We start from the raw sequence: 24500 nt of genomic DNA, 5'->3' as shown, positions 1-24500 counted from the left end.
GCCATCGGGCCATGCTTTCACGACGGGCGTTTCGCATCCGTCCGCAGGGGGCATCGGCGGTAGGTTGCTGAGCGGGGGCTGACCAGCGCCTGGTCAGCACGCGGGTGCGGGGAGGAGCCAGCGATGACCGGTTTCACGTTGGCCGTGGCCAGCGCCGCGGTGGGGCTGTCCATCGGGGTGGCGAGCACCGTCGGCATCACCTTGGCCGCCACCAGCCACGCCGGCCACCCCGCGCCGCCGGCCAACGCCCCGGTGCACCCGCTCGGGCCCTATCAGGTGGAATACGGCGACCGCTGCTTCCACGGGCACTGCCTGCACTTGTGACCGGCGCCGGCGATTCGGCCGACCGCCGTTCTGCTAGGTTGGCGCTAGGTTGAAGTCACGACCGCCCTCCCGCAAAACCTCAGGAGTCCTCGATGAACCGGATCGTTGCGCCTGCCGCAGCGAGCGTTGTGGTTGGCCTCTTGCTCGGCGCGGCCGCGATCTTCGGCGTCACGTTGATGGTCCAGCAAGACACGAAGCCGCCACTTCCCGGGGGCGATCCGCAGTCATCAGTGCTCAACCGGGTGGAGTACGGAAACCGTAGCTAGCGGCGAGGTCGGGGCGGCGCGGGCGGCGCCCACGGAAACGAACCCCACCTCGTCGACGGTGTCGCGCCGGTGGTTGTGGCTGGTCGGCGCGATCGCGCTGGCGTTGACGTTCGCCCAGTCGCCCGGGCGGATCTCCCCGGACACCAAGCTCGACCTGACCGCGAACCCGCTGCGCTTCCTGGCCCGCGCGACCAACCTGTGGAACAGCGAGCTGCCGTTCGGGCAGGCGCAGAACCAGGCTTACGGATACCTGTTTCCGCACGGCACCTTCTTCCTGATCGGCCATGCGCTCGGCGTGCCCGGCTGGATCACCCAGCGGCTGTGGTGGGCGCTGCTGTTGACGGTCGGCTTCTGGGGCCTGTTGCGGGTCGCCGAGGCGCTGGGGATCGGCAGCCCGGGCTCCCGCGTGATCGCCGCCGCCGCGTTCGCGTTGTCGCCACGGGTGCTGACCACGCTGGGGTCGATCTCGTCGGAAACCCTGCCGATGATGCTGGCGCCGTGGGTGCTGCTGCCCACCATCCTGGCGCTGCGGGCCACCGGCCCGAGGTCGGTGCGCGCGCTGGCCGCGCAGGCGGGGGTGGCCGTCGCCCTCATGGGTGCGGTCAACGCGATCGCCACCGTGGCCGGCTGCCTGCCCGCGGTGATCTGGTGGGCGTGCCACCGCCCGAATCGGTTGTGGTGGCGCTACACCGGGTGGTGGCTGGTGGCGCTGGTGCTGGCCACGCTGTGGTGGGTGGTGGGCCTGGTGATGCTGCGCGCCATCAGCCCGCCGTTCCTGGACTTCATCGAATCCTCGGGTGTGACGACGCAATGGTCGTCGCTGGTGGAGATGTTGCGCGGCACCGACAGCTGGACCCCGTACGTGGCGCCGACCGCCACCGCGGGGGCTCCGCTGGTGACCGGGTCGGCGGCGGTGCTGGGCACCTGCCTGGTCGCGGCGGCGGGGCTGGCCGGCCTGGCCGGCCCCACCATGCCGGCGCGCGGGCGGCTGGTCACCATGCTGCTCGTCGGGGTGGTGTTGATGGCCGCCGGTTACAGCGGCGGGCTGGGCTCGCCGGCGGCGCACGCGGTGCAGGCGTTCCTGGACGCCGGCGGGGCGCCGCTGCGCAACGTGCACAAGCTGGGCTCGGTGATCAGGATCCCGATCGTGCTGGGCGTCGCGCAGCTGCTGGGCCGGATACCGCTGCCGGGCAGCGCGCCGAAGTCGTTGTGGCTCAGCGCCTTTGCGCACCCGGAGCGCGATAAGCGGGTCGCGACCGCGGTGGTGGTGCTGACCGCGCTGATGGTCAGCACGTCGCTCGCCTGGACGGGCCGGCTGACCCCGCCGGGGACGTTCACCGCGATCCCGCCGTATTGGCAGCAGACGGCCGACTGGCTGACCCAGCACAACACCGGCTCCCCCACCCCCGGGCGGGTGCTCGTCGCCCCGGGAGCCCCGTTCGCCACCCAGGTGTGGGGCACCAGCCACGACGAGCCGCTGCAGGTGCTGGGAGCCAGCCCGTGGGGGGTGCGCGACTCGATCCCGTTGACCCCGCCGCAGACCATCCGGGCGCTGGATTCGGTGCAGCGTTTGTTCGCCGCCGGCCGCCCCTCGCTGGGCCTGGCCGATACGCTTGCCCGCCAAGGCATTTCGTATGTCGTGGTGCGCAACGACCTGGACCCCGACACGTCGCGCTCGGCGCGCCCCATCCTGGTGCACCGAGCCGTCGACGGGTCGCCGGGCCTGCACAAGGTGGCGCAGTTCGGCGCGCCGGTGGGGCCGGGCACCGTGGCCGGTTTCGTCGCCGACAGCGGATTGCGGCCTCGATATCCGGCCGTCGAGGTCTACCGGGTCGACGCCGGCGGCGACGCGGGCACCCCCTACTTCGTCGACACCGACCGGATGGCCCGCATCGACGGCGGGCCGGAAGTGCTGCTGCGCCTTGACGAAAGGCGGCGGCTGCTGGGCCAGCCGCCGCTGGGCCCGGCGCTGCTGACCGCCGACGCGCGAGCCGCCGGGCTGCCGCTGCCCGCCGGGGCCGGCGTCACCGTCACCGACACCCCGGTGGCCCGCGAGACGGATTACGGCCGGGTGGACCAACATTCGTCGGCGATCCGGGCCCCCGGCGACGCGCGGCACACCTACAACCGGGTGCCCGACTACCCGGTCCCCGGCGCCGATCCGGTGCTCGGCGCGTGGACGGGAGGGCGGATCACGGTGTCGAGCTCGGCCTCGGATTCCACCGCGATGCCCGACGTCGCGCCGGCCACCTCCCCGGCCGCCGCGATCGACGGGGACCCGGCGACGGCGTGGGTGTCCAACTCGCTGCAATCGGCCGTCGGGCAATGGATGCAGATCGATTTCGACCACCCGGTGACCAATGCGGCGCTCACCTTGACCCCCAGCGCCACCGCCGTCGGCGCCCAGGTCCGCCGCATTCTCATCGAAACCGCAACGGGCAGCACCACTTTGCGGTTTGACCAGCCGGGCAAGCCGCTCGCCGCGGCGCTGCCCTACGGCGAGACCCCGTGGCTGCGGATCACCGCCGCCGGCACCGACGACGGATCGCCCGGGGTGCAGTTCGGCATCACCGACTTGACCGTCACCCAGTACGACGCGTCCGGCTTCGCGCACCCGGTCGACCTGCGGCATACCGTGCGGGTGCCCGGGCCGCCGCCGGGGTCGCCGATCACGCGGTGGGAGTTGGGACCCGAGCTGCCCGGCCGGCCCGGCTGCGCCCGGGCGCCCGACAGTGTGCGCTGCGCGCCGTCGATGGAGCTGGCCCCGGAAGAGCCGGTCACCTTCAGCCGGACGCTGACGGTGCCGGCGCCGACGTCGGTCACCCCGACGGTGTGGGTGCGCCCCCGCCAGGGACCCAAGCTGGCCGACCTGATCACCGAACCGAATACGACTGTGGCTCAAGGCGATTCGGATACCGTCGACGTTCTCGGCTCGGCGTATGCGGCCACCGACGACGACCCGGCCACCGCCTGGACCGCGCCGCAACGAGTGGTGCAGCACAAGACGCCGCCCACCCTGACGCTCACCCTGCCCCGGCCCACTCAGGTCGCCGGGGTGCGCCTGGTTCCCAGTCGGGCGGCGCTGCCCGCCCACCCCACCATGGTGGCCGTCAACCTGGGCGACGGCCCGCAGGTGACCGCGGTGAAACCCGGTCAGGCGCAGACGATTCCGCTCAAACCCCGGGTGACCGACACGGTGACCATCAGCCTGCTGGATTGGGAAGACGTCATCGACCGCAACGCGTTGGGCTTCGACCAGCTCAAGCCGCCCGGGCTGGCCGAGGTCGCGGCGCTGGGCGCCGACGGCAACCCGATCGCCCCCGCCGACGCCGGCCGCAACCGCGCCCGCGAGGTCAGCGTCGGCTGTGAACGCGGGCCGGTCATCGCCGTCGCGGGCCGGTTCGTGCACACCGCGATCCACACCACCGTCGGCGCCCTGCTCGATGACCAGCCGGTCGCCGCGGTGCCCTGCGAGCGCGACCCGATCGCGCTGCCCGCGGGCCAGCAGGAGCTGTTGATCAGCCCGGGCGCCCAGTTCGTCGTCGACGGCGCCGAGCTGTCCACCCCGGCCGCCGCCGAGGCCGCCCAGCCGGTCCGGGTTGCGTCGTGGCGCGGCTGGGGCCCGGACCACCGCGAGGTGGCGGCCGGCCCGTCGAACACCTCCCGGATCCTGGTCATCCCGGAGAGCATCAATCCCGGGTGGGTGGCGCGCACCGGCACCGGGGCCCGGCTGACGCCGATCGCGGTCAACGGCTGGCAGCAGGGCTGGCTGGTGCCCGCGGGCGATCCCGGCGTCATCACGCTGAGCTTCGCCTCCAATTCGCTGTATCGCGCGGGACTGGCCGTCGGGCTGGCGCTGCTGCCGGTGCTGGCGCTGCTGGCGTGCTGGCGCACCCGGAAACGGGGGACCCAGGACCCGCCCGCGCGGCCGTGGCGGCCCGGGGTGTGGGCGGCGGTCCCGGCGCTGGCCGCCGGGGCGGTGATCGCCGGCGCGGCCGGGGTGGCGGTGCTGGGCGCCGCGCTGGGTCTGCGGTATGCGCTGGGCGGCCTGCGCTGGGCGCGGCTCGGGATGGCGGGCAGCGCCGGCGGGCTGATCCTGGCCGGGGCGGCGTTGTCGCGCCAGCCCTGGCGCTCGGTCGACGGGTACGCCGGCCACGCGGGGTATGTCCAACTGCTGGCGTTGATTTCGCTTGCGGCGCTTACCGCCTCGGTCGTCGCGGTGCCCCGCCGGCGCGGCGGAGCCCGTCACGAATAGTCGGCCGGAGTATTGGCTACCCGTTTATCGGCTGATTGACTGGATACGCGGGTTGGTGTAGCCGCCACCGACCGAGGAGTTAGCGAGATGAGCTGGTTTTCCGCACCCGATTACTGGGTGGGCAGGCTGGTGCTCGAGCGCGGCGTCGCGGTGATTTACCTGCTGGCGTTCGTCGCGGCCGCCGCGCAGTTCCGCGCGCTCATCGGCGAACACGGGATGCTGCCGATCCCGCGGTTTTTGGCCGGGCAGTCGTGGCGGCGCACGCCGAGCATCTTTCACCTGCACTATTCGGATCGACTGTTCGCGGCGCTCTCCTGGTTCGGCGCGGCGCTGTCGGCGGCCATCGTGGCCGGAGCGGCCGACGCGGTGCCGCTGTGGGCGGCCATGCTGATGTGGCTGACGCTGTGGGTGCTCTACCTCTCGATCGTCAACGTCGGGCAGACCTGGTATTCGTTCGGCTGGGAGTCGCTGCTGCTCGAGACCGGCTTCCTGATGATCTTCCTGGGCAATGCCGAGGTGGCCCCGCCGCTGCTCACCTTGTGGATGGCGCGGTTGCTGCTGTTCCGGGTGGAGTTCGGCGCCGGGCTGATCAAGATGCGCGGCGATCCGTGCTGGCGCGATCTGACCTGTCTGTACTACCACCACGAGACCCAGCCGATGCCGGGCCCGTTGAGCTGGTTCTTCCACCACCTGCCCAAGCCCCTGCACCGGATCGAGGTGGCGGGCAACCACTTCGCGCAGCTGATCGTGCCGTTCGGGCTGTTCGCGCCGCAGCCGGTGGCCGGCGTGGCCGCGGCCATCATCGTGGTCACCCAGCTGTGGCTGGTCGCCTCGGGCAACTTCGCCTGGCTGAATTGGGTGACGATCCTGTTGGCGTGCAGCGCCATCGACGATTCGTCGGTCGCGCTGCTGCTGCCCAAGAGTGTGCTGCCGGGGCACGGTGAACCGTCGGCGTCGCCGCTGTGGTTCGTCGTTGTGGTGGTCGCGGTCACCGCCGCCGTGCTGGTGATGAGCTACTGGCCGATACGCAACATGCTGTCGTCGCGCCAGCGAATGAACATGTCGTTCAACTCTTTTCACCTGGTGAACACCTACGGCGCGTTCGGCAGCATCGGCCGGGTCCGCCGCGAGGTGGTGATTGAAGGCACCGCCGACGACGACATCACCGACCAGACCGTATGGCGGGAATACGAATTCAAGGGCAAGCCGGGTGGCGTGCGCCGGCTGCCGCGCCAGTGGGCGCCCTACCATCTGCGGCTGGACTGGCTGATGTGGTTCGCCGCGATCTCGCCCGGCTACGCCCAGCCGTGGCTGACGCCGTTCCTGCAGCGGCTGCTGGAGAACGATCGCCCGACGCTACGGTTGTTGCGGCACAACCCCTTCCCCGATGCGCCGCCCCGGTACGTGCGGGCACGGCTCTACGAGTATCGCTTCACCACGCCGGCCGAGCTGCGCCGCGACCGGGCCTGGTGGCATCGCACGCTGATCGGCGGCTACGTGCCGCCGCTGACGCTGTCGAAACTGACACCGCAGGACCACGGCTAGGGCAGGCATGAGCATCCAACAGGCCGACCCGTGGCGGCGCGCTTGCCGTGATACAGCCGCGGCGTCACCACCAATGCGTCCAGGAATTCGAGTGTGTAGCTAGGGATTTCAGTGTGTACTCACGGCGGGATTTCGGCCGGAATCTCGCCATGAGTACACACTCGAGGCCGAAGCTCCCGGCCCCTACTTGTACAGGTCCGTGTGGTCGGCCTTGATCGCGTCCGCGCCCTTCTCGCCGACCATGTAGACGGTGTTCTGGATGCGGCAGTCCGGGATGATCGGGAAGACGGAGGCGTCGACAACGCGGAGTTTGTTCACGCCGTGGACCTTCAGCTTGGGATCCACCACGCCTTGGTCGATGTTCTTCGACAGCCGGTTGGTGCCGCACGGGTGGTAGGACGTCTGCACCCGGTCCTGGATGGACGTCCTCATCAGCTCGTCGGAGTGCAGCGGCATATCCCACGGGTACTGGCTGATGACGAGGTCCTTGAAGCCGTCGCCCTTGGTGAGAATGTCGTAGGCCAGCCTGATGCCCTCGCGCAGGGCGATGATGTCGAGCTCGTTGGACAGGTAATTCAGGTTGATGTTGGGCTGCATGAACGGGTCGGTGCTGTTGAGTGTCACCTCGCCGCCCTCGTAGGCCGGGCGGACCAGGTCGACCATCACGGTGATGTGGTCGCCCTCCGGCGGGGTGGGGTACTGCCACTGGAACGCACTGCCGAACGCGGGAACGAAGTCGAGCTCGAAGTGCGGCTGTCCCTCCGGCGAGAAGGGATCGAGCCCGCCGTTGGCGGCCTTGGCCTCACGGTAAATCGGATCCCGATCCAGGTATTCGTCCACGCGGGGAAAGCCGATCATCTCCAGCAGACCGGAGCCCAGCGGACCCTGGTGGTCCTTCTGGTAATCGGCAACGGCGGAGTCGTGCTTCGCACCGGGGCGCAGGTAGTCGTCGATGGCGTAGCCCTCCTTGATCCGCAGCACGAACGGGACGCCCGGGTGATCGAACAGGTGCTGGCCGACATGGCGAGAATCGACGACCACGGGGATGCCGTGCTTGGCCAGCTCGCGTCCGGGGCCGATACCGCTGAGCATCAACAGCTTCGGGCTCTCGAAAACACCCTGGGAGAGGATGACCTCCCGGTTGGCGTAGAAGCTGCGCTCGGTGCCGGAGGCGTCGATGACGGTCACACCCTTGCAGGTGCGGTCGGCATAGTCGATGATCAGCCGCTTGGACCGAACCTCGGGCAGGATCGTGATGTTGGGCCGGTCCTTCACGAACAGGTAGCTGCCGGAACGCACACCCCGATAGATGGTGCTGACCGCGTGGGTGAGGCCATTCATCTCACCGTCGTAGATGTTCTCCGTCACCGGCAGGCCCCGCGACTTCCACGCCTGCGCGACGACGTCGCGGAAGGGCTGCAACTCGGGGATGTTGTTGTGCGAGATTGGCAGCGGACCGCCGGCGCCGATCCGCTTCATGTCGGGCGAGAACGTCCCGTGGTCGTCGTGATAGGTGGCGCTCTTGCGCAGGTAGGGAAGCAGCGGCTGCCAGGTCCATTCCGGGCCACCGTATTCCGCCCACCGGTCGTAGGTCGGCTTGCAGCCGGGAATCCAGCTGAAGTAGTTGGCCGCGGAGCTGCCGCCGAGGATCTTGCCCCGGGTCTCCTGCTTGTCGATGCGCTGCCAGACGCCACGGTCGACGAACTTGGCCAGGTAATCCCAGTCGTACGGGCTGTGGCGCAGCTCCATGGCCGTTCCCGGGGTGTTCACCCCGTCAAGCTCCCAGGGGTTGCCGACACCGGCCTCGACGACCAGGACGCTGACGTTCGGGTTCTCGGCGAGGCGTCCGGCGACGACGTTACCCGCGGTGCCGCCCCCGACGACGACGAAGTCAAAGTGAGCCCCGTCGGCCACATTTGGTTGCGCGTGTGACATGATTTCCTCCTCGAAAACTCGGGTGTTCAGCGGGCCGCACCGCACACGTGGAAAACCTCGTTGCCTACCGGAATACGGATTCCGGACCCGCAGTTAGCAGCATGTTCGGGCGCCGCGTTGAACTCCATGTAGTTCACTCCGTAATTCGGCCGAAATTCCCGCCGCGCTTTGGTGGTCGCTACAAGCGTGCCGCCGACGCGGCTCCCCCGGGCGCGCCGGCACGTGATTCGTTGCGCTGCAAACGAATCAGGGCCTCGCGATGTTGTCAGCTGTTGAGATAGGCGCGAACGCCTTCTTCGACCTTCCTGCCGATGTCGGGGTCGACGTGGCGCCAGTACGCGAAGACACGCGACAGTACGGGTTCATTCACCCCCGCCGAGACGTGACCAACGATGTTGTCTACCAGGCGTTCCCGTTGCGCACCGTCCATCACCCGGCGCACCAGGGTGCCGGCCTGGCCCCAGTCGTCATCGTCGCGACGCAGCATGTACGCCGCGCGCAGCATCTGCCCGTCGGCGGCCCAGTGCACCTCGCCGGCCCGTGCGGGATCGGCGTGCGGCCCGCCCGCGGAGTTGGGCGCATACACCGGGTCGGCGGTGTTGACAATCCGCATCCGGCCGTCCTTGGCGTACGAGCGCACCGCACACCGGGCGGCGTTGACCGGGAGCTGGTCGTGGTTGACCCCGATGCGGGCGCGGTGCGCATCGGGGTAGGCGAAACTGCGGCCCAACAAGAGCCTGTCGGGGCTCAGCCCGGTGCCGGGCACCAGGTTGCTCGGCGCGAAGGCGGCCTGCTCGACCTCGGCGTGGTGATCGGTGACGTTGCGGTCCAACGTCATCGTGCCGACCTCGATGGGTGGGTAGTCGGCGTGCGGCCACACCTTCGTCACGTCAAAGGGGTTGAAGCGGTAGGTTTTCGCGTCGCCGAACGGCATCAACTGCACCTGCAGCGACCAGCTCGGATACTCCCCGCACGCGATGGCCTCGTACAGGTCGCGCACGCAGCAGTCGGGATGGGTGCCGGCCAGCCGCCGACCCTCTTCCTGGGGCAACCATTGGATGCCCTGGTCGGTCTTGAAATGGTACTTCACCCAATGGATCTCGCCGGCCGAATTGACCCAACTGAACGCGTGCAGGCCGAAGCCGTTCATGTGCCGAAACGTCCTGGGTATGCCCCGGTCCCCCATCACCAGCGTCACCAGATGCGCTGTCTCGGGACAGCTCGTCCAGAAATCCCACACCATGTTGTGGTCGTGCAGGTCGTTGTCCGCGCGGCGGCCCCCGGCGCGAATCAGGTTGGGAAACTTCATCGGATCCCGGATCGCGAAGACCGGAACGTCGCTGCCGACGAGGTCGAAATTGCCTTCGGTGGTGTAAAACTTCACCGAAAACCCGCGGTTATCGCGGGCCGTGTCGGCACTGCCACGCTCGCCGCTGTTGCCCGACGAGAACCGGGCGAACACCTCGGTGACCGCACCCGGCTGCAGGAAGGCCGCCTTGGTGTACTCACTCACATCGGCCGTCACCTCGAAGCGCCCGTACGCCCCGGCGCCCTTGGCGTGCGGCTGACGCTCGGGCACCCGTTCCCGATTGAACGCCGCCATCTGCTCGACGAGGTAGGAATCCTGCAGCAGGAGCGGCCCGTCGGGGCCCACCGTCAAGGACAGTTCGTCACTGGGCGCCGGCGCACCCGCATTCGTGGTCGTATGGTTCTCCGCCATATCGTGCGGTCCGGCGGCTTCCGGCTCACCGGCCGAGGTTGGCGGCGCGGATGCCGTCTTCCACCCTCTTGCCGATGTCGGCGTCGATGTTGTACCAGTATTCGACGACGCGTGACAGCACGGGTTCTTTCACGCCGTCGGTGACATGGTGAACGATGTTGTGCACCAGTCGTTCCCGCTCGGCGTCGTCCATCACGTCGCGCACCAGGGCGCCGGCCTGGCCCCAGTCGTCGTCGTCTGGTCGCAGCGTGTAGGGCGCGCGCACCATCATTCCGCCGTCGACGGCCCATTTCACCACGGACGCCCGGTCGGGATCGGCCTTCGGGCCGCCGTAGGAGTTGGGCGCATACACCGGGTCGGTGGAGTTGACGAAGCGCATCTGTCCGTCCTTGGAATAGCTGCGCACCGGACACCGCGGGGCGTTGACCGGGATTTGGTTGTGGTTGGCCCCGACCCGGTAGCGGTGCGCGTCGGCGTAGGCGAAACTGCGCCCCAGCAAAAGCTTGTCCGGGCTCAGCCCGATCCCGGGCACCAGCGCATGCGGCGCGAAGGTCACCTGCTCGACCTCGGTGTGGTGGTCGGTGACGTTGCGGTCCAGCGTCATGGTGCCCAGATCGATGAGCGGATAGTCGGCATGCGGCCACACCTTGGTCACATCGAACGGGTTGAACCGATACGTCTTGGCCTCCTCGAACGGCATGATCTGCACCTTCACCGACCAGCTCGGATGGTCCCCGCGCTCGATCGCCTCGTACAGATCCCGGATGCAGTCGTCCGGGTCGGTGCCGGCCAGCCGATCGCCCTCTTCCTGGGTCAACCATTCGATGCCCTGATTGGACTTGAAATGAAACTTCACCCACGAGATCTCGCCGGCGGCGTTGAGGAAGCTGAAGGTGTGCAGGCCGAAGCCGTGCATGTGGCGAAACGTCTTGGGAATACCGCGATCGCTCATGATCATGGTCACCTGGTGCGCCGACTCCGGGGAGAGCGTCCAAAAATCCCACTGCATGTTGTGGTCACGGCAGTCGTTGTTCGCGCGGCGTTTGGCCGAGCGGACCATCTGCGGGAACTTGATCGGGTCCCGGATGACGAAGACCGGGAAGTCGAGGCCGACGAGGTCGAAGTTGCCCTCGGTGGTGTAGAACTTCACCGAAAACCCGCGCGTGTCCCGCACGGTGTCGGCGCTGCCGCGCTCGCCGGCGTTCCCCGACAGCCGCACGAACACGTCGGTCTTGGTGCCCGGCTGAAACACCGCGGCTTTGGTGTAGGCGCTCAGGTCATTGGTGACCTCGAACCGGCCGAACGCGCCGGTCCCCTTGGCGTGCGGCTGGCGCTCGGGGACCCGCTCGCGGTTGAACGCGGCCAACTGCTCGATGAGATAGAAATCCTGCAGCAGTACCGGGCCATCGGGGCCCAGCGTCAACGACAGTTCGTCGCTGGGCGCCGGGGCGCCCGCATTCGTCGTCGTGAAATTCTCCGTCATCAGTGTCCTCCCTAGCTCGAAATCTGCTGGCAATCGAAGAAATTCGGCGGCCCCGCCGCCGTCGTCGACGAGCGGTCCGCTACTGGAACTTTCGATACGAATCGAGGTCTGCCTGTTCGAATGACCGCGCGAGCTGCTCCCCCTTGTCGGTGAGTTGCATCCACGCGGCATACATCCATTGCTCGGGATCGTCGTAGTGCTTGAGGTAGACGTGGGAGATCTTGTGCATCGATCGCTCCAGCGGCTGGTCCCAGGCGACGAATCGTTCACCCTCGGTGGCCACGCCGCCCAGATGTTCGCCCACCATCACCTGGGCACCCAGCCGGACCAGCCCATCGCTGACCAGCGAGCGGATGACCGCCAGGGTTTCGTCTTGCACTTCCGACGGCGCCGCGCCCGGATGGCGTTGCCGGACATGCCAATCCACGGCATTGAGATCCACGGGCTGACCCAGGCCGTCGAGCAGCAGCCCACGGCGCACCATCTCGCGCGGCGAGACTTGATCCTCAGCTTGCATCTGCGCATCAGCTCCTTGCCGTGGCCCGGCGTGCTGTAGTCGACTCTGCGCTCGGCACGCTCGGATGTCATCGGAGGCGATTCCAAGCCGTCGCGTCGATTTCTCGTCCGGCTTTGGTGGCCGCTACAAGCGGACCCCGGGGCGGCGCCGCAACGGTTGATGCTCGCCGCCGAGACCCGCAGCGCAACCCCGCAGCTGCGGCACGATAGGTTGGCAAGCGCCCATAAATACGGATCGGAACGCTTGTGGTGTCTGCTAAAGCGGTGTGGGAAATCGGCGGGAAACTTTGGAACCGACTCCGTTGCCACCCGGCCGCATCGCGCGAACGCTGATATGCGGTACGGCGCCGCGCGTGGCTGCCGGCCGTTGAGTCGTCCGGTCCCTGCCAGACGCAACCCATGGAGGAGGAGCCAGTGGCTAAGTGTGTGATGGTGCTGTACCCCGATCCCGTTGACGGGTATCCGCCGAAGTACGCCCGCGACAGCATCCCGGTGATCCACAGCTACCCCGACGGCTCGTCGCTGCCGACGCCGTCGAAGATCGACTTCACGCCCGGTGAGCTGCTCGGCTGCGTCTCCGGTGCCCTGGGGTTGCGCAAGTTCTTCGAAGACGGCGGGCACGAGCTGGTCGTGACGTCGGACAAGGACGGCCCGGACTCGGAGTTCGAGCGGGAACTGCCCGACGCCGATATCGTGATCTCCCAACCTTTTTGGCCCGCCTACATCACCAAGGAGCGGTTCGCCAAGGCGCGCAACCTCAAGCTGGCGCTGACCGCCGGCATCGGGTCGGACCACGTGGATCTCGCCGAGGCGCAGGCGCGCGGGGTCACCGTCGCCGAAGAAACCTGGAGCAACAGCATCAGCGTCGCCGAGCACACGGTGATGCAGATCCTGGCGTTGGTGCGCAACTTCGTCCCGTCGCACCAGTGGATCCGCGACGGCGGCTGGAATATCGCCGACTGTGTGCAGCGGTCCTACGACGTGGAGGGCATGGACGTCGGGGTGATCGCCGCCGGCCGGATCGGGCGCGCGGTGCTCGAGCGGATGAAACCCTTTGGGGTGAACCTGCACTACTTCGATGTGCACCGGCTCTCGCCAGAGTACGAGAAGCAACTCGGCGTGACGTATCACCCCGACGTCGAGTCGCTGGCCCGCTCGGTGGACGTGGTGTCGATCCACTCGCCGCTGATCGCCCAGACCCATCACATGTTCAACGAGAAGCTGCTGAAGTCGATGCGGCGCGGCTCCTACATCGTCAACACCGCCCGCGCCGAGGAGACCGACCACAAGGCGATCGTGGCCGCGCTGGAGAGCGGCCAGCTCGCCGGCTACGCCGGCGACGTGTGGTTCCCGCAGCCGCCGCCACCGGATCACCCGTGGCGCACCATGCCCAATCACGCGATGACGCCGCATATCTCGGGCTCCAGCCTGTCGGCGCAGGCCCGCTACTGCGCCGGGACCCGCGAGATCCTCGAGGACTGGTTCGCCGGCCGCCCCATCCGCTCGGAATACCTGATCGTCGAGGGCGGCAAGTTCGCCGGGACCGGGGCCAAGTCCTACGCGCAGTAGGCATCACGAGCGAAGTCAAGAACGACGTGGGCCGATGGCCTGTTGCAGTTCGTCGATGCACGCATCGATGACGACGGCCACGCTGGCCGGGCTGCCCGCGGGTAGCGCCGCGCTGTGACGGCGCGCGGACTCGGCATGTGCAGCAGCGGTTTCCGGGTGGCCGGCGGCCAGCGCGGAGACGGCGTCGCGCAGGTCGTCGACCGCGGCGCGGAACGCTTCGGCGTGCGGGCCGCCGGGGATGCGCACCGACGTCAGGGTCCGCGCCAGCTGCAACACCGAGCTGCCGAACAGCGCGACGTGCACCGCCTGGCGGTCGGCGGCCCCGACCGCGCCGCGCAACGGCCACCGGCGCGGGCAGACGCGCGCCAATTGCCCTGCGGTGCCGCGGGCTTCGATGAGACTCGCCGAGCACCGCTGCAGCCGGTCGGCGGCGGACAGCGCCCAACCCTGATCCGGTGACGCCGAATCGGTGCTGCGACAACAGATCTGGGCCAGAATGTCGTGCAGCGCGGTCAATAGTTCGCCGGATGCGTCGTGCAGGACCGCGAGCGGATTCTTGGGAAATAGCAGGATGCTGAACACCACCGCCAGTCCGCCGCCGATCAGCGCGTCGTACAGCCGCTCCACCCCGAGCCCGGTGTGCGGGAACGCCATGATCAGGATGGCCGAGATCACGCTCTGGTTGACGAACATCGATCGCTGGGTGCTGAAGCTGCGCGCAATCAGCACCGCCAGGGTCAGCGAAAGCATCACGGCCGCACCCATGCCGATGGGTCCCGCGCCGAACACGGCCAGCACGACGGTGCCCGCCCCGATCCCCAACGCCACGCCGATGATCATTTCGACGGCCAGTTCGGCGCGCACCCGATTGGTCATCCACAAACACACCGCGGCGGCGATCGGCGCGAAGAAGGGCTCCCGGTGGTCGAGCACGTCGTGGGCGAGGTACCAGGCGAGGCCGGCGGCGACCGTGGTCTGCGCGATCGGCCACAAAGTCCGTCGCAGGCGCCGCGCAAGGTCCGGCATCGTCGGCTCCTCCCGTCACGACAGTGTCCCCTCGAAGCGAGGGCGCCGGCTACGGAGCGGCCGCCGGGATTGTCACGGACATCGGGGCACCCGTTTGGGAACCGCTACAACCGCCAGGGACACGCCGCCGCAAACTCGGCAACAGCGCCGCCGCGTCGGTTCCCGGGCCGGTACGTCATCGAAGCTTCTGTGCGAATTCGATGACGTTGCCGTCCGGATCGGCGATGTGCAGCGTCCTTTCCCGCCAGGGCCGGTCCACCGGTCCGCTGAGGATCTCGACGCCGAGCCCCCGCAACCGCGTCGCTTCCTCGTCCACGTCATCGACCAGAAAACCGATCTCGCCGCACGGCGCGGTGCCGCCCTCGCGACCGATCAGCTCGAAAAGCTTGGAGCGTTCGAAAAGCGAGAACTTGGTGTTGGGCATCTCGAACTCGACATAGCCGTCGCCCTCGATGCGCACCTCGAGCCCGATCACGTCCCGGTAGAACGTCACCGACCGCTCCAGTGACTCGACATATTGGATGACGTAGTCCACGCGGCGCATGGCATCCACCGTATCGGCTCGCGGCCCGTCCTCGGGACCGCTACAGGCGCATCGCCGCCAGCTCGAGAACCCACCACACTTCGGTGACCACCTCGGTGTCGCGCAGGCTGGCGCCGGTCAGCTCCTCGAACCGCGCCAGCCGATACCGCACGGTGTTCTGATGGACGAATAACCTTGTCGCCGTGCGCTCCACGTGCATCCCGCACGCCAGGTACGTCCGGACCGTAGCAATCAGTTCACGGCTCGAACCGCCGACGGACAGCGGCTCCAGGTAGCGCTTCCGCAACAGCTCGCCGACGTCGGCATCGATCGCGACGGCCGTGCGCAGACCCAGCGCGGCGATGTCGTAGGCGCCGCGCAACCCGCAGGCCTCCGCGGTTACCAGCGCGCGCGCCGCCATCCGGTAGGACTCGCTCAACCGCGTCAGCGGCCTCGGGGGGCCGAAACCCACGACACCCTCGACGTCGCGGGGCGGCTCGATCAGGAAGCCGGCGAGGTCGCCGTCCAGCAGGGCGCACAGACCGCGTCGACTGTGCGCCGGGTCCTGAAAACCCAGCGACTGCTCCAGCCGGAGATGGGGGCCGTCGCCGCCCAGGCGGGCGCGGACGGCCACATACTCGGCGCCGGGGTCCAGCCCACGCAGCTCGGCGTGCATGCGCAGCTCGGCGGCCGGGAGCGAACCCATCAGCGCACCCCGAACGAACTCCGCGTCACTCTCCTCGGCCTCGAGGGCCAGCGCGCGTTCGGTGCGCCGGTGCGCCTTGGCCGAGGTCGCCATGGCGATGTCGGACCATGCCAGTGCCGACTGAACGAGTTCCAGCACCCGCGCATCGTCGACGCCCAACCGTCGCGCCGCCTCACGCGCGCACTCCACCACCACCTCGACGCCGATCCGCCAGGCGCGCAGCATGTCGTCGACGGGGACGCCGTCGCGCGCCCGCGCCTCGCCGATCGCGGCGAGGCCCGCGATCTGCGGTTCGTGCAACGCCTCGCGCCCGCCGACGGCGGACCGCAAGACCCACTCGAGCTCGGCCTCGAGTGCCTCGTCGGCAACCGAACGGTAGACCGGAAGCCGGGACCGAATGACGCTGCGGACGCGACCGACCACCGCGGCGTGGTCGTCGAGCAACGCGCCGACGAGTCGGGAAACGGAGTCCGGCCGGATCGTTTGGGCGCCTTGGGATTTGGGAACCGCAACCAGCGCGGAAGCGGAATCGCCGTCGACGCCGTTGACCGGCGCCCGCAAGTCTTTCATCGCGCGGCCCCGCGATGGGTCGAGCGGTGGGGCGAGGTGGTGCCGTCTTCGGTGTTCGCGGCGACCACCGAATCGCGGCACGGCACGCGCCGGCAGTGGTTCATGGTCTCTCCTGAGGTGAAATCGGCCCTGCGGCCGGTGGATTCGTCGCTTCCGAAGCACTTTCAGTCTCGCGCGCGGTCGCCGGGGGTGTCCAAGACGTAGTTCCGACCGGGTGATAGGCCCGGCCGATCACGGCCGGTGGCGGCTAGCCCGCGGAGTATCCGGGCGCGGCCTTGCGCAACACGTCATTGATGCCGGCGCCCCGCGCGGTCTGCACCAACGCGCGGGTCAGCACCGAGCCCGGCTCGGTGGCGCTGGTGACCAGCGCGACCGTGGCGGTGACGGTCGGGTTCTCCAGCCGCAGGATGCGCGCGCCGGCGGGCGGGCGCAGCGAGTGGATCCAGGTCTGCGGGATGATGCTTGCCCACCGGCCGGTGCCGACGTGCGCCAGCAGCGTGGCGACGGAGTCGGTCTCGAGCTGCGGCGTGACCGTGAGCTCCAGCGTGGCCAGGGCGTCGTCGATGAGCCGGCGGCCGCGCATGCCCTGGTTCAGCAGGCACATCGGCAGCGTCAGCGCGTCGGACCAGCTGATGGTCTCCGACGGGTCGAGGAGCAACTCGGCGCCGGCGATGAGCACCTGCTGCTCGGTGTAGAGCGGGGTGACCAGCAGGTCGGCGACATCCTGCCGGTCGGGGTAGAGGACCCCGGCGTCCAGCTCGAACCGGCGCAGTCGCTGCACGATCTCGGCCGACCGCAGGCTGGTCTCGAGCTGCACCCGCACCAGCGGATGGGCGGCGCAGAAGGGATCGGTGAGCAGGGCGACGATGCTCGAGGCCGCCGGGATGACGCCGAGGCGCAGCTCGCCGGTGAGGCCGGTCTGCAGCGCGGCGACCTCCTGCTTGAGGGCGTCGTGGTCGGCCAGGATGCGCCGCGCCCACAGCACCAGCCGCTCGCCCTCGGGCGTCAACCCTTCGAACTTCTGCCCGCGACGCACCAGGGGCACGTTGAGTTCCTGCTCGAGCTTGCGGATGGCCTCCGAGAGCGCGGGCTGGGACACGTAGCAGGCGCGGGCGGCCCGCGCGAAGTGACGCTCGGAGGCGAGCGCGACGAAGTACTCCAGCTGACGAAACAGCATCAGCCCATTGTCAATGACCGTCGCTGCCGCGGCGGCTTTTCACAGCGTTTCGTCGAGCTCACCAAGACGGTTGGTCAGCCGCAGGTTCTCTGAGTAGTCGACCGGGCAGCTGATCAGCGAGACGCCGTCGTCGTCGAGCGCGGCCCGCAGCGTCGGCAACAGTTCGTCGGCATGAGAGATGCGATATCCCTTGGCGCCGAAGCTTTCTGCGTAGGTGACCACGTCGGGGTTGGCGAACTTGACGTAGTAGTGTGCGCCGAGTTCGAGGTCCATCTTCCATTCGATCAGGCCGTAGCCGCCGTCCTCCCAGATCAGCACCACCAGCGGGATGCGTTCGCGCACGGCGGTCTCGATCTCCTGGGAGTTCATCAGGAACGCGCCGTCGCCGACCACGGCCAGCACCTTGGACTCCGGCTGGGCAAGCTTCACCCCGAGCGCCCCGGGCAGGGCAAAGCTCATGGTGGACAAGCCATTTGAGATCAGGCAGGTGTTGCGCTCGTAGGTCGGGTACAGCCGGGCCATCCACATCTTGGTGGCGCCGGTGTCGACCAGCACCACGTCGCTGCGGCCCAGCGCCGCCCGGGTGTCGGCGACCACCCGCGCCGGCGCCAGCGGATAACGCGAATCCTGTTGCCCGCGCGCGAATTCGTCGGTCAGCAGCCCGGAGCCGGGCACGTCGGCGGCGTGCTCGAAACGGTGACCGGACAGCGCGTCGGTCAGCGCGTTCAGCGAATCGCTGATGTCGCCGATGATGCCCACGTCGACCGAGTAGTGCGCGTCCACCTCGGCCGGGAACCGGTGCATGTGGATGATCTTCTTGTCGGCCTGCGGGTTGATCCGGACCGGGTCGAACTCCTGCAATTCGTAGCCGACGGCGATGACGGCGTCGGCGTGGTCGAACCCGAAGTTGACGTAGTCGTGCCGCATGAAGCCCAGCGTGCCGATGCTGTTGGGGTGGTCGTCGGGCATGACGCCCTTGCCGTGGAAGGTGTTGGCCACCTGGATGCCGAACTCCTCGGAGAAGCGCACCAGCGCCTTGGTGGCATCGGCGCGCGCCGCGCCGTGCCCGGCCAGCACCACCGGGCGCTTGGCGTTGCGCAGGATCTGCGCGGCGCGTTCCACCTGGCGCGGCGACGGGGCGTCGGGCCTGACCACGTTGCGCGGCAACGGCCCCAGCTCGTAGTCGGTTTCGTCGGCATCGATGTGTTCGGGCACCGCCAGATACACCGCGGCCGGACGCTCGGATTCGGCGAGTTTGAAGGCCTTGCGCACCATCTCGGGGATGGCGCGCGCGGTCGGGATGCCGGCCGCCCACCGGGTGATCGGGGCGAACATCGACACCAGGTCGACGTATTGATGCGACTCCTTGAACTCCCGGTCGTGACCCACCTGCGCGGAGATGGCGACCAGCGGGGTGCTGTTGGTGGTGGCGTCGGCGACCCCGAGTTGCATGTTGATCGCGCCGGGCCCCAGCGTGGCCGACACCACCGCCGCCCGGCCGGTGACCCGTCCGTACATCTCGGCCATGAAGGAGGCGGCCTGCTCGTGCCGGGTCAGCACGTAGCGGATCGGTGAGGCGGCCAGCGCCTGCACGAAGCGGATGTTCTCCTCGCCGGGCAGCCCGAACACGACGGAAACCCCCTCGTTTTCCAGGCACTTGACGATCAGCTCAGCGGCTTTGCTCATCCGACACCTCCCGTTGGCCACGATAGTGGCAGGCTGGAAGTCGGACGTTTCACCAAGCACGCAGACGAAGGAGGGCCAGCGTGCCCATCGCCACCATCAACCCCGCAACCGGCGAGACGGTCAAAACCTTCACCCCGGCCAGCGATGCGGAAGTCGATGCCGCCATCGCCCGCGCTTACGAACGCTTCCTCGACTACCGCCACTCCACCACGTTCGCCCAGCGCGCCCAGTGGGCCAACGCCACCGCCGACCTGCTCGAGGCCGAGGCCGACGAGGTGGCCGCCATGATGACGCTGGAAATGGGCAAGACCCTCAAGTCGGCCAAGGCGGAAGCGCTCAAGTGCGCCAAGGGTTTTCGCTACTACGCGCAGAACGCCGAGCAGCTGCTGGCCGACGAGCCGGCCGACGCCGGCAAGGTCGGCGCGGCCCGGGCGTACATCCGCTACCAGCCGCTCGGTGTGGTACTGGCCGTGATGCCGTGGAACTTTCCGCTGTGGCAGGCGGTGCGGTTCGCCGCGCCGGCGCTGATGGCCGGCAACGTCGGCATCCTCAAGCACGCGTCGAACGTGCCGCAGAGCGCGCTGTATCTGGCCGACGTCATCACCCGCGGCGGCTTCCCCGAGGGCTGCTTCCAGACCCTGCTGGTGCCGTCCAGCGCGGTCGAGCGCATCCTGCGTGACCCGCGGGTGGCCGCGGCCACCCTGACCGGCAGCGAACCGGCCGGCCAGTCGGTGGCGGCCATCGCCGGCGACGAGATCAAGCCCACCGTGCTCGAGCTCGGCGGCAGCGACCCGTTCATCGTGATGCCCTCGGCCGATCTGGATGAGGCCGTCAAGACCGCGGTCACCGCCCGGGTGCAGAACAACGGCCAATCCTGCATCGCGGCCAAGCGGTTCATCGTGCACACCGACATCTACGACACGTTCGTCGACAAGTTCGTCGAACAGATGAAAGCGCTGAAGGTCGGCGACCCCACCGACCCGGCCACCGACGTGGGCCCGCTGGCCACCGAGTCGGGCCGCGACGAGATCGCCAAGCAGGTCGACGACGCCGTGGCCGCGGGCGCCACGCTGCGCTGCGGCGGCAAGCCGCTCGACGGGCCGGGCTGGTTCTACCCGCCGACCGTGGTCACCGACATCACCAAGGACATGGCGCTGTACACCGAGGAGGTGTTCGGGCCCGTCGCGTCGATGTACCGGGCCGCCGACATCGACGAGGCCATCGAGATCGCCAACGCCACCACCTTCGGATTGGGGTCCAACGCCTGGACCAACGATGCGGCCGAGCAGCAGCGCTTCATCGACGACATCGAGGCCGGCCAGGTCTTCATCAACGGCATGACGGTGTCCTACCCCGAGCTGGGGTTCGGCGGCGTCAAGCGGTCCGGCTACGGCCGCGAGCTCGCCGGCCTGGGCATCCGCGCGTTCTGCAACGCCAAGACCGTCTGGATCGGGTCGTCGAAGAGCGGCGACGCCGGCGGCGGCTCGAAGGTCGAGTGACCCGCCGAGCAGACGTGAAATCCCCCGACACGCCGTGACATTGGGGGCTTTTGCGTCTGCTCGCCGTCACACCGCGGCCAGCGCTCGGGCGTCCTCGTCGGCGAAGGTGTCCTCGAGCTGCACGGGCGTGTAGTCCAGGTCGATCTCGGCCAGCGGGCGGCCCCGGGCGCTGGCGATGGTGCCGAAGCGCCGCATGCCCTTGTCGCTGGCGTACGCCATGAACTCGTCCACCGACAGGTCGAAGGGCATCGGGTCGTAGAGCGCGAAGCCCTCTTCGATCAGGCGCAGCCCGAGCGGCATCAGTTCGTTCATCCGGGTTTCGAAGACACCCCAGTTGGCGTCGTCGGCGGCGACGTGCCGGCGGCAGGTGAAGGTGCCCCACGCCATGTGCCGGCGCTCGTCGTCGCCGATGCGCCGCACCAGTTCCTGCATGCCGGGCAGGATGCCGCGTTCCACGCAGATCTTGTGCCAGCCGAAGTATCCGGTCAGCGCCAGCATGCCTTCGACCATGTGGTTGTAGGTCACCGACGCCCGGACCTGGGCGGCCGGCGACGGATCGATCGTCAGCGCGTTCAGGCAGTCCGGCAGCTCCTCGTAGAAGATCGTCCGGTAGCTGGGGACGTCGTCGAGGAAGTGGTGCAGATCGTCGGTGACACCGACGGCGTCCAGCCACATCCGGAACACCTGGACGTGCTTGGCCTCCTCGAAGGCGAACTGGGTCAAATACATCTCGTCGCCGAGCCGGCCTTCGGCCCGCATCGCGGCCATGAACGGCTGGATGTCCTGGGTCACCGATTCCTCACCGGCGATGAACTCGGCGCACAGCCGGGTGGCGTAGCTGCGTTCGTCGTCGGTGAGCCGTTCCCAGTCGGCCCGGTCGCGGGAGAAGTCGATGTCGGCAGGATTCCAGAATTTCGCGTTGCCGCCCGCAAAAAGCTTGAGCGGCAAGCTGTCCCAGTTGAGACCGCCCTGCACCATCGAGGCGCTTCGGGTTCGGTTCATGTGACCTCCTCGGATCGTGGGGTGGCAAAGTGGGCCGGCGCGGGCGAGAACGCGGCGGCCAGCACCGCGACCAGCCGGCGCACCGCGAGCGCGGGCTGCTCGGGGGTGGGCTCGTCGAGCCCGAGCACCGGATCCAGTCCGCGCATGTAGGGGGCCAGCGCCAGGTGCGGGAAGATCAGCAACAGCAACGACAACAGCGCGTCGGTGTCCGAGTCGGCGCGCAGGTCGCCGCGCAGCCGGGCGTCGCGCACCAGCGGCCGCAGCACCTCCAGGTAGTGGCGGTGGATGACGTTCTGCACGCTGATCCGGGCCTCGGTGTCGACTTCCAGCGTGGCCGCGGCGTGCAGCGCCCGCTCGTGCGGGTGGTCGGCGAAGTAGGCCACCCACCCGTCGAGCAGGTCGGTGAGGAATTCGAAGAACGGCCGGGTCGGGTCGAGCTCGCGGATCAGCTGCTCGATGTAGCCGCGGACCCGCTGGCTGCCGATGTCGGCGATGAACGCATACAGGTCGCGCTTGTCGGCGAAGTACTGGAACAGGCTGCCCTTGGCCACGCCGGCCTTGCGGGCGATGACGTTCAGGCTGCCGCGGGAGAATCCGTGCGCGCCGAATTCCGACTCCGCGGCCTCGATGATCGCCGCGCGTCGAGCCGGGTCGACGCGCGCCCAAGTGACCGTGGGCAATGCCGCCTCCTATCCGAATGACCACTGGTCATCCTACTGTGAGCAAGCTCACAGTCAAGGGGGGGTGTGGCGCCGAGCGTCTTGCCGCCCGGCCCTGCGCGCGCCGAGCGTCACGCTGGCGTGACGCCAGAGCCCGACGGTCACGCTGGCGTGACGCTCGCCGAGGGGCAGGCGCTCGCTGAGAGAGGCGCTCGCCGAGAGAGGCGCTCGCCGAGGGGTAGGCGCTCGCCAACAGGCTAGGGCCGCATCTGGTAGGCCCCGCTGAGCGGCAGCACCTGCTCCTTCCAGATCTGGTCGTAGCGCGCCGGGTCGTGCACGGGGCGGCGGATCATCCGCATCGCGAAACGGGCCTGCTGCTCCGTCGTCGCGGGCTTGTCGCTCAACTCGACGGCGTAGGTGTTGAAGTCGCGGACCAGCACGCCGAAGATCTCGTCGATCAGCGCGTCGTCGACGCCGGACAGCGTCGCCTCCTCCAGAATCAGCTGGGCGTAGGGCACGGTGGCGAACAACTGCCCGACGGCGAAGGCGAAGTCGATGTCCTTCTGCTGCAACGCATCCGGGGTGGCGCTGGCCAGCATCTCGGCCAGCACGTCGATCTGGGCGCGCAGCAGTGCGACGTTGGGCAGGTGCGCGAAGCCGTTGAACGGTGCCCGCCAATCGCCGAACCGCACCTTGCCCAGCCCACCCGTCGGCCCCTGCGCGAACAGGAACTCGTCGTCGGCCGCGTCGTCGCGGCGGCCGATCACCGGCAGCTCGCCACTGGGGGCGAACAGGTAGTTGGGCATGAACTTGCCCAGCAGCCCGATGTTGATGTGGACGGTGCCCTCCAGCCGGGGCAGCAGGCCGATCTCGCGGGTCATCGCCTCGAAGATGGTGTCCTTCTCCACGCCCTTGGCGGCGATGACGTCCCACAGCGCGGTGATGACCCGCTCGCCCTCGCCGGTGATCTTCGCCTTGGTGAGCGGGCTGTACAGCAGGTAGCGGCGGTCGGTGGCCGAGGCGCTGCGCATGTAGTCGCAGGCCCGGGTGGCGACCAGCCGCATCGCCACCAGCCGGGCGTAGGCGTCGATGAGCAGGCGGCGCACATGGCTGAAGTCGGTGACGACGGTGCCGTAGAGGATGCGGTTGGACGCGTGCGTGACGGCCTCGTACATGGCGTGCGTGCACATCCCGACCGCGCCCCAGCCCAGGTTGTATTTGCAGACGTTGACGGTGTTCAGCGCGGCGTGGAAGGCCTCGGGGCCGCGGTGCAGGATGTCGGCCTCGGTCACCGGGTAGTCGCTCAGCGCGAAGTTGCCGACGTAGTTCTGCGAATTCACCACGTTCTTGATCAGCCGGTACCGCTCGTGGCGGGAGTCGGCGGCGAAGAACACGTACTCGGAATCCGTTGTGCCGCCGGCGAATTTGCCGAAGGTGGACACCATCCGGGCCACGTTGGCGTTGCCGATGTAGTACTTCTGACCGGCGGCGGTCCAGCCCCCGCCCGGTGCCGGGGTGAGGTTCATGTCGGTCTGGTAGACGTCCGCGCCGTGCGTCTGCTCGGACAACCCGAACGCGAACACCTCGCCGGCCTCGAGCAACCCGGCCGCCTTGCGCTTGGCCTGGTCGTTGTCGCTCATCCAGATCGGCCCCAGCCCCAGGGCGGTGACCTGGAACGGGTACCAGTAGTTCAGCCCGTAGAAGCCGAGGATCTCGGCGAACCCGCTGATCCGGTAGGTGTCCCAGCGGCAATCGGGCGCCCCGTAGCGCGTCGGCGTCAGCAGCGAGGCGAAGATGCGCTCGCGGCCGATGTGCTCCAAAAAGTCGGAGTACCAGACTCTTTCGTGGTCGTCGGACTTCAACCGGGCCTTGCCCCGGGACTCGAAGAAGTCGACCGTCGCGGCCATGATCTCCGCCGAGCGGCGATCCGGGTAGCGGCGTTGCAGATGGTTGGGATTGAGCAACATGGGCGGGCTCCCGGCGGGTACTGGACCCGACTTTTATCAGGCTAGTGCGCACGTAGGCTGTGGATGTTTGCG

Annotated in this window: 18 protein-coding genes; 6 read left to right on the top strand and 12 right to left on the bottom strand. The window is 68.7% G+C overall.

Annotation, left to right across the window (positions count from 1 at the left end):
- The first annotated feature begins 123 nt into the window (after positions 1 to 123).
- The 4 genes from NF20_RS23915 to NF20_RS23905 all read left to right on the top strand — a co-directional run bounded on the left by NF20_RS23915 (position 124) and on the right by NF20_RS23905 (position 6390).
- Positions 124 to 324: a DUF2613 family protein gene (locus NF20_RS23915; RefSeq protein WP_023895706.1), complete on the top strand. Its 201-nt coding sequence runs from the start codon at positions 124 to 126 to the stop codon at positions 322 to 324.
- Positions 325 to 416: 92 nt separating this feature from the next.
- Positions 417 to 590 carry a DUF2613 domain-containing protein gene (locus NF20_RS26940; protein ID WP_003874046.1) on the top strand — a complete coding sequence of 58 codons (174 nt, stop codon included), beginning with the start codon at positions 417 to 419 and terminating at the stop codon, positions 588 to 590.
- 58 nt (positions 591 to 648) lie between these two features.
- Positions 649 to 4845, top strand: a complete 4197-nt coding sequence (locus NF20_RS23910) for an alpha-(1->3)-arabinofuranosyltransferase (protein WP_033710771.1) — start codon at positions 649 to 651, stop codon at positions 4843 to 4845.
- Positions 4846 to 4932: 87 nt separating this feature from the next.
- Positions 4933 to 6390, top strand: coding sequence for a lipase maturation factor family protein (locus tag NF20_RS23905; RefSeq protein WP_023895708.1), 1458 nt, complete (start codon positions 4933 to 4935; stop codon positions 6388 to 6390).
- Between the two features lie 183 nt (positions 6391 to 6573).
- On the opposite strand, the gene NF20_RS23900 is transcribed toward NF20_RS23905, so the two are convergent.
- The 4 genes from NF20_RS23900 to NF20_RS23885 all read right to left on the bottom strand — a co-directional run bounded on the left by NF20_RS23900 (position 6574) and on the right by NF20_RS23885 (position 11907).
- Positions 6574 to 8370, bottom strand: coding sequence for a GMC family oxidoreductase (locus NF20_RS23900; protein ID WP_033710772.1), 1797 nt, complete (start codon positions 8368 to 8370; stop codon positions 6574 to 6576).
- Between the two features lie 220 nt (positions 8371 to 8590).
- A complete protein-coding gene (locus NF20_RS23895; protein WP_023895710.1) occupies positions 8591 to 10045 on the bottom strand; it encodes a catalase in 1455 nt (484 codons plus the stop codon).
- 25 nt (positions 10046 to 10070) lie between these two features.
- Positions 10071 to 11528 carry a catalase gene (locus NF20_RS23890; protein ID WP_023895711.1) on the bottom strand — a complete coding sequence of 486 codons (1458 nt, stop codon included), beginning with the start codon at positions 11526 to 11528 and terminating at the stop codon, positions 10071 to 10073.
- 79 nt (positions 11529 to 11607) lie between these two features.
- Complete coding sequence (locus NF20_RS23885; protein ID WP_033710773.1) at positions 11608 to 11907, bottom strand: hypothetical protein; 300 nt, start codon at positions 11905 to 11907, stop codon at positions 11608 to 11610.
- Positions 11908 to 12458: 551 nt separating this feature from the next.
- Here NF20_RS23885 and NF20_RS23880 point away from each other — a divergent pair.
- Positions 12459 to 13613 (top strand): NAD-dependent formate dehydrogenase, encoded by a 1155-nt coding sequence (locus NF20_RS23880; protein ID WP_033710780.1) that lies wholly within the window; start codon positions 12459 to 12461, stop codon positions 13611 to 13613.
- A 15-nt stretch (positions 13614 to 13628) separates the two neighbouring features.
- On the opposite strand, the gene NF20_RS23875 is transcribed toward NF20_RS23880, so the two are convergent.
- The 5 genes from NF20_RS23875 to NF20_RS23855 form a co-directional block, all read right to left on the bottom strand.
- Positions 13629 to 14639, bottom strand: a complete 1011-nt coding sequence (locus tag NF20_RS23875; RefSeq protein ID WP_075362352.1) for an FUSC family protein — start codon at positions 14637 to 14639, stop codon at positions 13629 to 13631.
- A gap of 175 nt (positions 14640 to 14814) precedes the next feature.
- The gene (locus tag NF20_RS23870; RefSeq protein ID WP_031353758.1) at positions 14815 to 15183 is read right to left on the bottom strand and encodes a VOC family protein; all 369 of its coding nucleotides are present in this window, start codon (positions 15181 to 15183) and stop codon (positions 14815 to 14817) included.
- Between the two features lie 40 nt (positions 15184 to 15223).
- Positions 15224 to 16438, bottom strand: a complete 1215-nt coding sequence (locus NF20_RS23865; RefSeq protein ID WP_033710775.1) for a PucR family transcriptional regulator — start codon at positions 16436 to 16438, stop codon at positions 15224 to 15226.
- A 247-nt stretch (positions 16439 to 16685) separates the two neighbouring features.
- Complete coding sequence (locus NF20_RS23860; RefSeq protein WP_023895716.1) at positions 16686 to 17615, bottom strand: LysR family transcriptional regulator; 930 nt, start codon at positions 17613 to 17615, stop codon at positions 16686 to 16688.
- Between the two features lie 39 nt (positions 17616 to 17654).
- Positions 17655 to 19301, bottom strand: coding sequence for an acetolactate synthase large subunit (locus tag NF20_RS23855; protein ID WP_023895717.1), 1647 nt, complete (start codon positions 19299 to 19301; stop codon positions 17655 to 17657).
- 80 nt (positions 19302 to 19381) lie between these two features.
- Between NF20_RS23855 and NF20_RS23850 the strand changes: the two genes are divergently transcribed.
- On the top strand, positions 19382 to 20800 hold the full coding sequence (locus NF20_RS23850) for an NADP-dependent succinic semialdehyde dehydrogenase (RefSeq protein WP_009979644.1): 1419 nt from the start codon (positions 19382 to 19384) through the stop codon (positions 20798 to 20800).
- A gap of 66 nt (positions 20801 to 20866) precedes the next feature.
- Here NF20_RS23850 and NF20_RS23845 read toward each other — a convergent pair whose 3' ends face one another.
- The 3 genes from NF20_RS23845 to NF20_RS23835 all read right to left on the bottom strand — a co-directional run bounded on the left by NF20_RS23845 (position 20867) and on the right by NF20_RS23835 (position 24428).
- A complete protein-coding gene (locus NF20_RS23845) occupies positions 20867 to 21802 on the bottom strand; it encodes a R2-like ligand-binding oxidase (RefSeq protein ID WP_009979645.1) in 936 nt (311 codons plus the stop codon).
- A complete protein-coding gene (locus NF20_RS23840) occupies positions 21799 to 22482 on the bottom strand; it encodes a TetR/AcrR family transcriptional regulator (protein ID WP_009979647.1) in 684 nt (227 codons plus the stop codon). Before NF20_RS23840 ends, NF20_RS23845 begins: the two co-directional genes overlap by 4 nt.
- A 236-nt stretch (positions 22483 to 22718) precedes the next feature.
- On the bottom strand, positions 22719 to 24428 hold the full coding sequence (locus tag NF20_RS23835) for an acyl-CoA dehydrogenase family protein (protein WP_023895718.1): 1710 nt from the start codon (positions 24426 to 24428) through the stop codon (positions 22719 to 22721).
- Positions 24429 to 24500 lie beyond the last annotated feature (72 nt).

It is taken from the genome of Mycobacterium sp. MAC_080597_8934, from assembly GCF_000523975.1.
GTDB lineage: Bacteria > Actinomycetota > Actinomycetes > Mycobacteriales > Mycobacteriaceae > Mycobacterium > Mycobacterium avium.
This window is presented reverse-complemented; position numbering and strand designations above follow the sequence as displayed.

Coding starts and splice junctions, on each gene's coding strand:
- NF20_RS23915 (WP_023895706.1), top strand. CDS start 124: ATGACCGGTTTCACGTTGGCCGTGGCCAGCGCCGCGGTGGGGCTGTCC.
- NF20_RS26940 (WP_003874046.1), top strand. CDS start 417: ATGAACCGGATCGTTGCGCCTGCCGCAGCGAGCGTTGTGGTTGGCCTC.
- NF20_RS23905 (WP_023895708.1), top strand. CDS start 4,933: ATGAGCTGGTTTTCCGCACCCGATTACTGGGTGGGCAGGCTGGTGCTC.
- NF20_RS23895 (WP_023895710.1), bottom strand. CDS start 10,045: ATGGCGGAGAACCATACGACCACGAATGCGGGTGCGCCGGCGCCCAGT.
- NF20_RS23890 (WP_023895711.1), bottom strand. CDS start 11,528: ATGACGGAGAATTTCACGACGACGAATGCGGGCGCCCCGGCGCCCAGC.
- NF20_RS23875 (WP_075362352.1), bottom strand. CDS start 14,639: ATGCCGGACCTTGCGCGGCGCCTGCGACGGACTTTGTGGCCGATCGCG.
- NF20_RS23870 (WP_031353758.1), bottom strand. CDS start 15,183: ATGCGCCGCGTGGACTACGTCATCCAATATGTCGAGTCACTGGAGCGG.
- NF20_RS23865 (WP_033710775.1), bottom strand. CDS start 16,438: ATGAAAGACTTGCGGGCGCCGGTCAACGGCGTCGACGGCGATTCCGCT.
- NF20_RS23860 (WP_023895716.1), bottom strand. CDS start 17,615: ATGCTGTTTCGTCAGCTGGAGTACTTCGTCGCGCTCGCCTCCGAGCGT.
- NF20_RS23855 (WP_023895717.1), bottom strand. CDS start 19,301: ATGAGCAAAGCCGCTGAGCTGATCGTCAAGTGCCTGGAAAACGAGGGG.
- NF20_RS23845 (WP_009979645.1), bottom strand. CDS start 21,802: ATGAACCGAACCCGAAGCGCCTCGATGGTGCAGGGCGGTCTCAACTGG.
- NF20_RS23835 (WP_023895718.1), bottom strand. CDS start 24,428: ATGTTGCTCAATCCCAACCATCTGCAACGCCGCTACCCGGATCGCCGC.